We start from the raw sequence: 12085 nt of genomic DNA, 5'->3' as shown, positions 1-12085 counted from the left end.
CCTAAATTCGTTGAAAAATCAATCAATCTCGGTAACATTTAACAAATCTCTACGACTTGAGAAACTCCATCTCGGTGTGTGAGAAAGGCTTGGATTTAAAGCCCAAAGCATTAGACAATCAGGATTTAATTAACTTCTCGGTTGAATTCTCTCCATAAGTATCTAATTGGGCTTGGACATTTTCTTTACGAATCTGAATTTCTCGTTCATCGTTGTCAGTGCGTTCGCATCCCTGGGGTCGGAGAGACTTCTTCTGACTGAGGATAGCGATTTGTTCAGCAATTTGTTTAGCACGACTCCACTGAAGTTTAACGGTAACTTTCCAATCTTCCACACTAAAATCATGAAGCAGTTGACAGATTTCTGGACTAACCCGTTCATCGAGTCCCATCTGTCGCCACTGAGAAGCTGCGGAACAACCGGGGCGGTTACAGAGGACAGGTAAATCTTCCATTTCTTGATATCCTTCAATGACTTTTCCAGGCCCAATAACCAAGCCCGAATCTCGGCAACAGTGACAATGCCACGACGGTTGATAAATCTGTTGTTCCTGTTGGACAACCTTCGGATGCCGGAGCCGTTGCAGTTTGGGAATAGAGGATAAATCAACCATAGCGGGACTGATTACTGTGGACTGGTGACTGTGGACTGTAACCGAGATTTCATCTGTTTTTTCTGCTGAGTAAAGGTTTGTATCTTCTGCTGTTCATGAGGTGAAAGTGACATAGCTTCAATCAAACTGGGTGGCATTTCTTCTCGTTGGGTTTCCGACCGTCCAATCCCATGAATTTCTGCCCAACTGGCAAACTCGGTGCGTTCCTGATGTTCGGATTCTGAAGCCGCCAAATTAATCCATTCAGAAGTCAGACCGTAGTTCCTAAACCAACTCCATTCCCATAACCAATCAGATAAACGGCCGTCACTTTCCCATCGTTCCGTCTGGGCTTGTTGCTGAATCAGGTTCCTAATCTGGACTTCTTGCGGAGAACGCTGAAATTTATCATAAAGTTCAATGTAGTTGGGCAGTCCCGTGACTTTATCGATTGACCCTAACCAAGTTTGCAGCTTCACCAATGGCGGGTTGAAATGAATCGTTTTAGCTTCACAAAAATTAATAAATCTCGTTCTCTCGTTGTCTGAGAGAGTCTGAATAAAGTCTGAATAAGTCTGAATAGTCTGAGAGAAGCTAGAACTGGCTTTTGGTAAGGGTTGGGCATGAGATTCAGTTCGAGATTTCGGAATTTCGGTTCGGAATTTCGGTATTTCGGTTCGAGATTTCGGACTATCAGTTCGGAATTTCGGACTATCAGTTCGAGATTTTGGACTATCAGTTCGAGATTTCGGAATACAGCACAGGTTACTGACCTTGACATCAGAATGACAAAAATCGAACCATCCCAGACCTTGGAACTTAGCAATAGCAGCGTGATAGGAAGTTTTACTAATTCCAGTTTTCAGAAGAATTTCTGCGACTTTTACCTGAGCGGGACGATCACCAAAGCGGTCAAGTTTGAGGAGGTAGAAAAATAGCTTAGATTCGGTTTTGCTCAAACCATGCTGCATCACCCAATCAACAACATCATCTCGAATCTTGACAAATAATAATTCAGGATTGCTCATCTCATGACCCTTTGATTTTCCAACAGTGAAAAATTTACCCTTTAATTTACCAAAATTGGCAAATTGAAGAAATATAAGAGATGATCAGGAAGATATTGATATTTACATTTAGGTACTTCAGTGAAACCCAGTGAAAGAAAGAAGTTTGCTGAAGCTGTCAGACAACTCAGAGGGAATAGGAGCACAAGGGAATTTGCCAAAATTCTGGGACTGTCCCATGCCATTATTAGAGCCTGGGAAAATCCTGAAAGCTCCGTGTATCCTGAAAAAAAGAACATGGAGAAAATCGCCATTTTGCGAGGGGAAACCATTTCAGAATTTGTCAGTCACCTGGAAAATCCTGGAGACTTGCCAGATCCCTTTGAGCGTCTGTTAGAGCAAGTCCAAAATCAAGCCCCGATATTATCTCCAAGCCAAATCTCTAAAATTCTCCGTATTCTGGCGGATTACTTAGACTTTCTCTAGCCCTCTTGTCCTGAATTTGTCATAGACTTTGAATCGATTAGCAACATTGTGCCTTTCTTTTTCTGCCCAAACTCTCGGTTAAATTTTACAACAATGGAAGATTCAGGAGTATAATTAAAGATATGAAGAGTAAATCAAGACAACAATGGCGAAGTTACCAACAACGTTTCAGAGCTTGGATTTATCAGGATTTCAGATAGAAGAAAAGCAGTACAGTGCCGTCACCCGTGAGATGGTCGATACCGCTTGCGCTGTGCTCCAGAAGAATAGAATTGGTGTAGTGATCCGTTCGGTTCAGGCGGCTCTCAAATTCATCTATGGGATTGGGGGAAGTTCCGATACCGTCTGCGGTCTGCTCCGAGAGTGGAGAAACGATCATCTGCTCTTGTTGAAAGCTGGAAGAGGAGAAAAAGATATTGTTTCAGTGATTTTGGATGCAACGGATGATGGATTGTTAGATGAGTTGGATATTCCCGAAGAATATTTGATGGCAACTCGACAAATGGCGATCGCTTCCTATCGACTAGCTTACCAAAAAGCCGATACGTCTGTGAGTGGAGAACGAATGAAAGTCTTAACTTCAGACAATGATTTACTTCAACAACAACTCAAAGATTTTCCTCGGTTGCAGCTTGAGTTAAATTTCTACAAGTCTGAATATGAACGGCAACGGTCAGAGCTTAAAGAAGCCTATATCAATCTCAATAAACAACAGTTAGCAGATTCCGAACAATTCCGTCAACAGTTGGATTCACTGCATCAAGAACGGAATGATTTATTAGTTAAACTGAATTCAGCCGTTGGTGAAAAGCAGGTTTTAGAATCTCAACTCTCTACTTTGCAAAGTCAACTTAAAGACGCTAACGAAACCATTACTCGCTTAGAATCTCAACAAAAATCTACTTCAGAAACAGCGAATGATCCCTCTCCTAAACTTGTCCCCCTTCAAAAACAACGCAACTCCCGTCACAAGAATAGCGGATAGCAAGAATAGCAAGAATAGCAAGAATAACAAATAGCGTAACAGATAGCAAAAATTGTTATCCCGTAGGGATTAATCCGGTGATTAAATCGCTACGGGATGGAGTGGATGGAGTGGATGATGTAGATGAGGGTAATCTAATGATAACCGAATTAGAAATAAATTTAGAACTTTTGGCTACCGCTTGATTATGTTGGTTTTCTAATGAATGAGGTTAAGTAGAGATGGACGTATCAGGATCACGATTGATTTCTGGTAACATACAAGTCTCCCCAATCAGAATAGTTATTAAATAGCGTCAGGGTGGGTCGCTCCCACTATTAAACCAATGAAAGGCTTAACCATTCATCAACCTTGGGCTAGTCTCTTAGTCTGGAAAAAGAAACAGTTTGAAACCCGTGATTGGCAACGGATGTATCGAGGATTAATAGCCATTCATGCCGGAAAAGAACCTCTGAGTCCCTTAGAAGATTATTATGATATTCTTTGGGAACTGAGAAACGATTCAATCGATTTTAATGAACCTTATTTCAATTCAACCTTCGGTAAAATTATTGCCATTGCCAGATTGAAAGATATTCATTTGATGACGAGGGAACTGATTAATAAACAATCACATCTTGAGCAGGTGTGCGGTTATTGGGAACCCGGACGATTTGCTTGGGAATTCACCGATATTAAACCTTTACAACAACCGATTCCTGTTCGGGGTCTACCTGGATTATGGGATGTTTCTGATGAGATTCAACAGCAAATTAGTCAGCAATTGGGCATGAAAGGGCAACAGAAAAATTAGAGCTAAGGTAAAATCGTCCCTTAAATCGCTACCGCTTCTTGGGGTTGGTTCTATTAGGAATTAACTCCATGTCAAACACAGAATCCAAACTCACAACTTGGACGGATACAACGTATTCACTGACTCAAGAAACTTGGCTTTATGTAGTTAGCAGTTCAGAAGACGGTACAACACATTTGGTTTGTCCTGGTGTTCCGAATGGTGGCAATGGATTTGTGATTCGATTCCAACCGTGTCATTTATCCATTTTAGAATCATTGATTACGCAACTGCAACAAACTCACAATTCTTAATAAGGCTACCGCTTAATAATTTTAGTTCTTTTCTAGGAGAAAAACCAATGAACGAGAAAGCTTTAGCTGAAATGAACATGGCAATGAATCAGATGTTACAAGCCTTGGAGAAATGTCAAGAAATGCAAAAACTTCTCAATGATTCTTATAGCCATTTTCAAGAATCTAGTGCAACCTCTGTGAATCGTAATGCCGCTTGTTATCAACAAATTCAGCAAACTGTCGAACAAGCTTATCAAGGTTTATTCAAGGCAGCAGAAAACCTGAATCAGCAGTTTAGCCATCCTACGATTCAGCGCATGATTCAGTCTGCAAAAGTTCAACAGTAATTGCGTTGTTGGGGGGTCGCTCCCCCAGAAATTTAACCCTAACAATCGAGTTTTAACTTGGTTGAGAATTGAAACGCTTCCCCTCAATTTTAACAATGGAAACTGAACCTATTCTACATCTGTACCCTCAAACTCAAGCCAGAGATGCGGCACAAATAATTTGTAATAAAGAAGGTGCGATCGCTCTAATTTACACTTTATTATCTGCCTTAGTTTCTGGAGAAGAACAACATCCTGAATTTTATTGTAACGATGCAGAAGCTTATTTCTTAAAAGTTGTTGTCAATGACACAACTGCTGAAACAATTCAATTACCATATCCGCCTTCTGCTACTCCAATTTTACCTTCTTTATCTCCTGAAGAAGACGAAATTTAGCAACAATAATTAAATGGGCTACCGCTTTTGGGAGAGAGTTTTTTAGGTTAAAATTATGAACACTATCACTTTATCAGATCTCTCTCAATTCACAGGAACTGAAACTTGGTATCGCCACTTTACCGGATTGCTTTACACCGATGGTATTCAGTATTTAGCAGAACAAGCTGAAGCGTATTGGTTAATTGATGCCATTGCTTCTTATCAACATCAACTGAAGCGGGATGAATACCTAGCTGAGTTCCAAGTTTGGGTGCTATCTGTTGCTGGAGAAGGAGAACGAGATTATCCATTTCTTCTGCCTGAAGATAACTATCAAGCGGTGCTAACGTGCTGGCCGGATACACCAAAAGAAGGTCTAAAACCTGCTGTCATTCAACAGATTGAGTACACGAAATTTCCCCTGATTGAAGTCAAACTTTATGTTAGTGGTGGTGTGTTAATGCTGCCTTCTGAATATTAAGTTGAGTTATGGAGACATCATCTGAAAATGGTGGTGTTTCCGTAATCGTTACGATTTAAGCTGTAATTTTAAGATAATGTTTATATTATCAATTCAGGGAATGCTTAACTCTATGGACTTAATCCCGATCCTCTTGGAAGAATATAAAGCGGCTCATGCTGAAAGGTTGAATGCAATACAGTCACGTCATACTGTTCTAACTTTTGGATTTTCTTCAATTGGGTTATTGCTAACTTTTCTGGCAAGTATGCGAGGTAAATCTAATGAAGCTTTGACTATCCTTTCATTGTATATTATTCCTTTTCTTTGCATCATTATTGGCTATTCCTACTGGTTAGATACTGAACGGCAGATAAAGTCTCAGCACAGTATTGTTAAATCAGAATATAAAATCAATCAATATTGTAACCCAGACCAAAGCCAATCTTTCAAGAAGATTTTAAATTCTTCTATAGCTTTTGATCAAGATAAAGAACTCAGGTTTCAAACTATTATTTATCAGGTTTTATTTTCCTTAGTAGCTATTATTTCATTAATGATCACTATATTTGAATCTTTATCAAGCCCCTATAATTGGATGATTTTGATAATTTCTATATTATTAATGGTAGGATTTTTCTTATTCATTCTCATCGTCAGTTACCAAATATTCTTCAAAAAACTATTCACAACCTCCTGAAATTATTTACACAAGGTTAAGCTCAAACTCGCCCCTCGCCCCTCGCCCCTTACACCAAATCATCTAATAAATTCGTAATTTCTCCCTGAGCATTCTTGCGGTTATCGTCATAGGCCATCAAGATATTCACATCCTGGTGGCGGCTTAGTTTCTGGACACGGCGGACATCCCCATGGGTAGCATCGAGGGCAGCAGTGATGGAACTATGGCGGACACGGTGGGGTGACATCGGTTTAGAAATCCCGGCTTTTTTGGAGAACTCCCGCACTAGATGATAAATTCCACATCCCCCCAGGCGGTGTCCTTTGGTGCAGTAATCGAGGGTACAGAATAAAGGAGAGTTTTTCCTCACCCGTCCCCTAGCCGTTAGCCAATCTTGAATTGCTTCTAGGGTAGCCAAACCTAACTCAATCTTTTCCTTATCAGTTTGTCCCTTGCCCCGAATCCAGAGACAAGAATTCTCAACATCCAAATCACTAATATTGGTACGGGAAATTTCACCCCGTCGCAGGGCATTTGACCACAACAAGCGGAAAATAGCATAATCGCGTTTGCCCTTGAGGGTCGTGCGATCGCAAAGTTCCAGAAGCGTTTTCATTTGGTCGGTGGGAATACCAGAAGTGTCGGTGTAGCGGCGAACTTTCTCGTTTTTGATATCAGCCAGAGTAAAGTTACAACGGCCAATGGTGCGGGCATAGTTAACTAAGGATTTAATGGCAGCAAGGCGACGGTTAACGGTGGATTCTTTCAGTCCCTTGTTAATTAGGTGTTGACGGTATCTGAGAACCAGGGCCAAGGCATCAAACTGTTCTAAAGCCAAAAATTCTCCCACTAACTCCGGTGTCGGGTCACTACGGGCAATGACATTAAAGAAATCTCGTAAATCCTTAGCGTAAGCTTGACGGGTTTCGATACTGCGTTTATTGGCCAGTAATTCTGTCAAAATGTCAATATCTTCTGAAAGCAGATGGAAAGTCTTATTTCCGTGAACAACGAGTCCAGACATATTGATTTATTTGCTATTCCTGCTATTCGTTATGCTATCCTGTTTTGCTATTCGTTATGCTATTCGTTATGCTATTCGTTACGCTATTGGGTCAAGGAAAGACTCGGCTGTAGAGAAAGTCCCAGGGGAATTGTGAACAAATGTAACGAGTTAGGTCAATTGATAAATTCCCAAACCCTGAAAAAATGAACAAAGCAGTTGATCAATATAAATAAGGAGAAGCCTCGATATTTGCCTTAGAAACGGAAAAACCGCCCCTGATGAGGCAGTTGTGATTTTAAGGTTGACAATAACTGATGGTTGTTTAAGAGGCAGCAAAAGCAATCATGAGCAAGGAAGTGACCAGGAGGACAGCAGCCGCACCTTGAAGTGCATAGCGACTTTGCTGTTCGGGTGAGGGGTACTCAGCAAAATAAAGTTTGGGTTCGGTAGCGTAATTATTGAGGATTCCGTTTTCGTTGGTGGTGTACATGGTGGTTTTCCTTTGCTGGGCTTATGTAAATAAATGTAACGTAATGTTAAAGATTGTAACAGTGACTTGACTCAACACTTAAAGTGATGTTAATCACCGGGAAATTTTCAGTAAAGTCCCATAGGGATCGTTTTTCCTTAAATAACCCTACCCAAACGTTCAATTAAATCAATTACTAAATCTTCCCGTTCCCGGCGTTTGAGTAGCAACGGTGCAGAAAGTGCCGTTAAGGATTTGGCTTTCACTCACTGTACCAGTTAAACCTTAGTTGAATTGGTACAAAACGGATTGAGAGATTTGTTAAGAAAAGTTAACTTCTAAAACCTATGCTGTAATTGGGTTTTAGCCAAGCGCGTAAGTTTGTGTACGATTGCTACTCAAACGCCGAAACCTGCCAAAATGGCAACATATTTTTAGCATCATCAGTTAAATTATTTGTAACCTTTAGAAGTTTCCGTTTTCTATGCTGTATTGGCATAGCTCCACGGCATTGAGCCGAGATTCGTGTAATTTTGTGCAAGATAAACCGCCAAAGCCTTATACAGTAGGGGGTTTAATGGCTACTTTGCACTTCATACCAATAAAATTTAAAAGAGATAACCAAGAGTTATTTGACAGAGAAACTTTTACAAGTTATTTTCGAGAAAGCGAACTGTTCAGCATAGTCAATCATGGTTACTGCAATTACTCAACCAGACGTTATTACTTCATCTTCTCACCGACCATCTACCCGAAATGGAATGGGAGCTATTGTTTATGATGGAGGAACTACCTTCAGAGTTTGGGCAAAATTTGCATCGCTGGTTTATGTAGAAGGAGATTTTAACAATTGGTCTCAGGAAGCAACACCTCTAGCATCTGAAGGTAATGGATATTGGTCGGCAGATGTTCCCGGCGCTAAACCTGGTGATTACTACCGCTATGTACTGCATAATAATGGAATTTTCCATCGTGCAGACCCCTACGGCAAGCACGTCATCGATCCTCGCGATAACAGAAACGATCCTGATGTAGGCAAAGTGGAAATCAAAGCTCCCTTTGATTGGGGTGACCATCATTTCACCATGCCAGCCTGGAATGAATTGGTGATTTATGAACTGCACGTCAGTTCTTTTAATGGAAGTTCTGTAAATTCTACTCAGCAGCTAGGGACTTTTACTAGCATCATTGAAAAACTAGATTACCTCAAAGATCTGGGAATCAATGCCATAGAAATCCTACCAATTGTTGACTTTCCAACTCAAACATCTCTGGGATATAACCCCAATCTACCTTTTGATATTGAAAGTAGCTATGGTTCCCCCGAAGACTTCAAAAAATTTGTGATGGCGGCTCACGATAGAGGCATTGCTATCATCTTAGATGTGGTCTACAACCATTTTGATTCGGGTATTTACGATCAAGAATTTCCAAGTCTTTGGCTCTTTGATGGCTGGCATGAAGGAGACTATGGTGGTATCTACTTCTATAATGATTGGCGTGCTAATACGTCTTTTGGCCCCCGCCCTGATTTTGGTCGAGATGAGGTACGCCACTTTATTCGAGATAATGCCTTAATGTGGCTAGAAGAGTATCAACTGGATGGCTTGCGATTTGATTCCACTGTAAACATTAGAAACGCCAAAGGAAATAATAACGACCCCAGCAACGATATTGCCGAAGGATGGGGGTTAATGCAGTGGATAAACTACGATAAAAATAACAAGCAGCCCTGGAAAATCACCATTGCTGAAGATTTGCAGAACAACGACTGGATCACTAAAGATACGGGCGCAGGAGGCGCAGGGTTTAACTCTCAGTGGGGGAGTTCATTCTACTGGCCTATTCACGATGCTCTCGTCAATCCGGTGGACAGTTCTCGTAACATCGTTAATGTACAAAATGCAATTCTGCATCGCTTCGAGACAGATGCCTTAAAGCGAGTCATCTATAGCGAAAACCATGATGAAGTTGCTGAGATTAATCACAAAAAGCGTTTACCCAATAGCATTGATGAAAATCAACCCGATAGCTTCTATGCCAGAAAACGCTCTATTTTAGGTGCTGTTTTAACCTTAACTTCACCCGGCATTCCAATGATTTTCCAAGGTCAAGAATTCCTGGAACAAGGTGCTTGGAAAGATAATGTGCCACTGGATTGGAATAATCTTTCTAAATATCCAGGTATTTATAACTTGTATAAAGACCTGATTCATCTGAGACGCAACTGGTACAACAATACGCGAGGTTTGCGCGGACAGCACGTCCACGTTCATCATGTTAACGACCAAAACAAAGTTATCGCTTTTCACCGATGGGAAAATGGTGGTTCTGGAGATGATGTCATTGTGGTTGTTAATCTGAGCAATCAAGCTTACGATAGCTACAGCATTGGCTTTCCTCAAGACGGAATGTGGTGGGTACGCTTTAACAGTGACTGGAACGGTTACAGTCCTGATTTTGAAAACCATCCAGGCTATCACACCGAAGCTTATCCAACGGATGCAGGAGACCCCGACCATATGCCTTACCGAGGAAATGTAGGCATTGGTCGCTACAGTGCCCTCATTTTATCGCAATAGGCTTATAAATAGCGAGCGTGTAATGAACCACAAACTAGCCACTAAAAAACCTTCTGCGTAAATGTTGCAGCGATTATTTGTAATAAAATTTTATATCGTGTCCTTTGTGCGCGTATTATAGCTAATCGCTAATCTAACGGGTGTCTAGTTAACTGTACAGTGAACACTAGACACCCTATAAAAACGTTAATTTCTAAATGAGGACTTGACCCATGCTATCTCTCACTATCCAACATCCCTTTTCGGCAAAGATATTTTCTCGGAATACTCTCCAAACGTTTTAAAAAAGATATATTTAAAAAAATTATGAATCAGGGGCAAAAAGGAAGCTAAGAGAGGAAAGTTATTAAGAGGCTAGAATCCATATATATCAAGTGTTATAGCCACAGGCTGCACCTGATGACACGAACCTTCTATTTACGCCCTTTTGCAGGTTGAGATTTTGGTCGTCTGTTGAAATTCGGGCATAGCCTATCAGCATCCTTTCAACCCCAGTACACGAGTTAATATACTCGTTACTCAATAGGGTATGTTGACTTAGATTGAATTACCGAGTTTCGTTACTAAACTTGAGCTAGTTTGAGAGGTTGTCGAGTTTTTGTGGCTGCGGTTAAGAAAACGACCCCTTTCTATACCCACTCTATACGACCGCGCCTTGCAATCGCTAGTAAAACTAGCTCTGGAACCTGAATGGGAAGCTCGCTTCGAGCCAAACTCCTTCGGTTTCCGACCAGGAAGAAGCGCCCATGATGCGATTAAGGCAATATTCAACACTATTAAGCTGAAACCTAAATATGTGTTGGATGCCGATATTGCAAAATGTTTTGACAAAATTGATCATAATGTTCTGCTGTCAAAATTAAATACATTCCCCACCATCCGCCGACAAATTTGTGCATGGTTAAAAGCGGGAGTGATTGATTTCTCGGAATATGCTGTGAGGGAGAAATCTGACAACACAACAACATCAATGGGTGTTCCACAAGGGGGTACGATTTCGCCGTTATTAGCGAATATAGCCCTTCACGGTATGGAGAATAGAATTAAACAAGTTGCTTTAAGTCTACCCGGCTCTCTAGCGGCGAACTATACAGCAATAAGTTTAATTCGATTTGCAGATGATTTCGTCATTCTGCATAAAGACCTTGCCGTTATCCAAAGATGTCAGCAGATTATTAGTGAATGGTTAAGCGAATTGGGACTGGAATTGAAACCAAGTAAAACCCGAATATCTCATACACTTAATATGTATGAAGGTAAGGTGGGTTTTGATTTTCTGGGTTTCACTGTTCGACAATTTCCTGTTGGAAAATATCACAGTGGTAAAAGCTCAAGCGGAAAATTACTGGGTTACAAAACTCTAATTACCCCAAGTAAAGCAAAGCTGAAGACACACACGCAGAAGATAGGTAAATTGATTGATGGGCATAAGTCAGTACCACAATCTGATTTAATCGCTCATTTGAATCCCGTCATCCGTGGATGGACAAACTACTACTCAGGTGTCGTCAGCAAACGCATATTTAACCAGGCTGATACAACATTATTCAGTCAGCTAAAAGCATGGGCAGAACATCGTCACCCTAATAAATCTTCCCGATGGAGTTGTCAAAAGTATTGGCAAACCGTAGGGTCTGATAATTGGGTATTTAAACCCCATAACCAGAAAATTCGCTTACTCAAGCACCGTGAAACTCGCATTGTGAGACACATACAGGTGCAAGGAAGCCGTAGCCCGTTTGATGGTGACTGGGTATACTGGAGTTCGAGAATGGGTAAACATCCTGAAGCTTCAAAAAGAATGGCAACACTCTTGAAGATGCAGAAAGGAAAGTGTACTCATTGTGGGCTGTTTTTCAATCATGAAGATTTGATGGAAATCGACCATAAAATCCCCCGTTCAAAAGGTGGTAAGGATAGTTACGACAACCTTCAATTACTTCATGGACATTGCCATGATGCTAAAACAGCTTCCTCTGATAAAATTGCTGTTTCAGTTCAAGAGATAGATGAGGATTATCTCAACTGTAATCCCTTTTAAC

General features: G+C 40.9%; 14 protein-coding genes. 10 read left to right on the top strand and 4 right to left on the bottom strand.

Features of this window, described 5'->3' with window-relative positions; translation table 11 throughout:
- Window positions 1–118: 118 nt before the first annotated feature.
- Together PL9214_RS00910 and PL9214_RS00905 are read right to left on the bottom strand one after the other, a co-directional pair.
- On the bottom strand, window positions 119–613 hold the full coding sequence (locus tag PL9214_RS00910) for a hypothetical protein (protein ID WP_072716975.1): 495 nt from the start codon (window positions 611–613) through the stop codon (window positions 119–121).
- 11 nt (window positions 614–624) lie between these two features.
- A complete protein-coding gene (locus PL9214_RS00905) occupies window positions 625–1620 on the bottom strand; it encodes a hypothetical protein (protein ID WP_072716974.1) in 996 nt (331 codons plus the stop codon).
- A gap of 120 nt (window positions 1621–1740) precedes the next feature.
- Between PL9214_RS00905 and PL9214_RS00900 the strand changes: the two genes are divergently transcribed.
- The 8 genes from PL9214_RS00900 to PL9214_RS00865 all read left to right on the top strand — a co-directional run bounded on the left by PL9214_RS00900 (window position 1741) and on the right by PL9214_RS00865 (window position 6004).
- Entirely contained in the window at window positions 1741–2085 is a 345-nt protein-coding gene (locus tag PL9214_RS00900; protein ID WP_072716973.1) for a hypothetical protein, read from the top strand.
- Between the two features lie 145 nt (window positions 2086–2230).
- Complete coding sequence (locus PL9214_RS00895) at window positions 2231–3070, top strand: hypothetical protein (protein WP_072716972.1); 840 nt, start codon at window positions 2231–2233, stop codon at window positions 3068–3070.
- 325 nt (window positions 3071–3395) lie between these two features.
- Window positions 3396–3863 (top strand): ASCH domain-containing protein, encoded by a 468-nt coding sequence (locus tag PL9214_RS00890; RefSeq protein WP_072716971.1) that lies wholly within the window; start codon window positions 3396–3398, stop codon window positions 3861–3863.
- Between the two features lie 68 nt (window positions 3864–3931).
- On the top strand, window positions 3932–4156 hold the full coding sequence (locus PL9214_RS00885) for a hypothetical protein (protein ID WP_072716970.1): 225 nt from the start codon (window positions 3932–3934) through the stop codon (window positions 4154–4156).
- Window positions 4157–4203: 47 nt separating this feature from the next.
- Window positions 4204–4485 carry a hypothetical protein gene (locus PL9214_RS00880; RefSeq protein WP_072716969.1) on the top strand — a complete coding sequence of 94 codons (282 nt, stop codon included), beginning with the start codon at window positions 4204–4206 and terminating at the stop codon, window positions 4483–4485.
- 95 nt (window positions 4486–4580) lie between these two features.
- On the top strand, window positions 4581–4862 hold the full coding sequence (locus PL9214_RS00875) for a hypothetical protein (protein WP_072716968.1): 282 nt from the start codon (window positions 4581–4583) through the stop codon (window positions 4860–4862).
- 55 nt (window positions 4863–4917) lie between these two features.
- Window positions 4918–5325 carry a DUF6876 family protein gene (locus PL9214_RS00870; RefSeq protein WP_072716967.1) on the top strand — a complete coding sequence of 136 codons (408 nt, stop codon included), beginning with the start codon at window positions 4918–4920 and terminating at the stop codon, window positions 5323–5325.
- A gap of 76 nt (window positions 5326–5401) precedes the next feature.
- Window positions 5402–6004 (top strand): hypothetical protein, encoded by a 603-nt coding sequence (locus tag PL9214_RS00865; protein ID WP_139294924.1) that lies wholly within the window; start codon window positions 5402–5404, stop codon window positions 6002–6004.
- Window positions 6005–6053: 49 nt separating this feature from the next.
- Here the strand turns inward: PL9214_RS00865 and PL9214_RS00860 are convergent, their stop codons facing one another.
- Both PL9214_RS00860 and psb34 read right to left on the bottom strand, forming a co-directional pair.
- Window positions 6054–7010 carry a tyrosine-type recombinase/integrase gene (locus PL9214_RS00860; protein ID WP_072716965.1) on the bottom strand — a complete coding sequence of 319 codons (957 nt, stop codon included), beginning with the start codon at window positions 7008–7010 and terminating at the stop codon, window positions 6054–6056.
- A 304-nt stretch (window positions 7011–7314) separates the two neighbouring features.
- Window positions 7315–7482: a photosystem II assembly protein Psb34 gene (psb34, locus tag PL9214_RS30355; protein ID WP_139294923.1), complete on the bottom strand. Its 168-nt coding sequence runs from the start codon at window positions 7480–7482 to the stop codon at window positions 7315–7317.
- A gap of 671 nt (window positions 7483–8153) precedes the next feature.
- Between psb34 and PL9214_RS00855 the strand changes: the two genes are divergently transcribed.
- Window positions 8154–10043, top strand: a complete 1890-nt coding sequence (locus tag PL9214_RS00855; protein ID WP_222425182.1) for an alpha-amylase family glycosyl hydrolase — start codon at window positions 8154–8156, stop codon at window positions 10041–10043.
- A gap of 655 nt (window positions 10044–10698) precedes the next feature.
- The gene (locus PL9214_RS00850; protein ID WP_437126759.1) at window positions 10699–12084 is read left to right on the top strand and encodes a group II intron reverse transcriptase; all 1386 of its coding nucleotides are present in this window, start codon (window positions 10699–10701) and stop codon (window positions 12082–12084) included.
- The last annotated feature ends 1 nt before the right edge of the window (window position 12085 follow it).

It is taken from the genome of Planktothrix tepida PCC 9214 (assembly GCF_900009145.1).
GTDB lineage: Bacteria > Cyanobacteriota > Cyanobacteriia > Cyanobacteriales > Microcoleaceae > Planktothrix > Planktothrix tepida.
Note: the sequence above shows the minus strand (reverse complement) of the source record. Positions and strands in the feature narration are given on the sequence as shown.

What these genes read in the sequence shown, in the direction of transcription:
- PL9214_RS00910 (WP_072716975.1), bottom strand. Translation starts at nt 613, where the DNA reads ATGGTTGATTTATCCTCTATTCCCAAACTGCAACGGCTCCGGCATCCG.
- PL9214_RS00905 (WP_072716974.1), bottom strand. Translation starts at nt 1,620, where the DNA reads ATGAGCAATCCTGAATTATTATTTGTCAAGATTCGAGATGATGTTGTT.
- PL9214_RS00895 (WP_072716972.1), top strand. Translation starts at nt 2,231, where the DNA reads ATGGCGAAGTTACCAACAACGTTTCAGAGCTTGGATTTATCAGGATTT.
- PL9214_RS00890 (WP_072716971.1), top strand. Translation starts at nt 3,396, where the DNA reads ATGAAAGGCTTAACCATTCATCAACCTTGGGCTAGTCTCTTAGTCTGG.
- PL9214_RS00885 (WP_072716970.1), top strand. Translation starts at nt 3,932, where the DNA reads ATGTCAAACACAGAATCCAAACTCACAACTTGGACGGATACAACGTAT.
- PL9214_RS00880 (WP_072716969.1), top strand. Translation starts at nt 4,204, where the DNA reads ATGAACGAGAAAGCTTTAGCTGAAATGAACATGGCAATGAATCAGATG.
- PL9214_RS00875 (WP_072716968.1), top strand. Translation starts at nt 4,581, where the DNA reads ATGGAAACTGAACCTATTCTACATCTGTACCCTCAAACTCAAGCCAGA.
- PL9214_RS00870 (WP_072716967.1), top strand. Translation starts at nt 4,918, where the DNA reads ATGAACACTATCACTTTATCAGATCTCTCTCAATTCACAGGAACTGAA.
- PL9214_RS00865 (WP_139294924.1), top strand. Translation starts at nt 5,402, where the DNA reads ATGTTTATATTATCAATTCAGGGAATGCTTAACTCTATGGACTTAATC.
- PL9214_RS00860 (WP_072716965.1), bottom strand. Translation starts at nt 7,010, where the DNA reads ATGTCTGGACTCGTTGTTCACGGAAATAAGACTTTCCATCTGCTTTCA.
- psb34 (WP_139294923.1), bottom strand. Translation starts at nt 7,482, where the DNA reads ATGTACACCACCAACGAAAACGGAATCCTCAATAATTACGCTACCGAA.
- PL9214_RS00855 (WP_222425182.1), top strand. Translation starts at nt 8,154, where the DNA reads ATGGTTACTGCAATTACTCAACCAGACGTTATTACTTCATCTTCTCAC.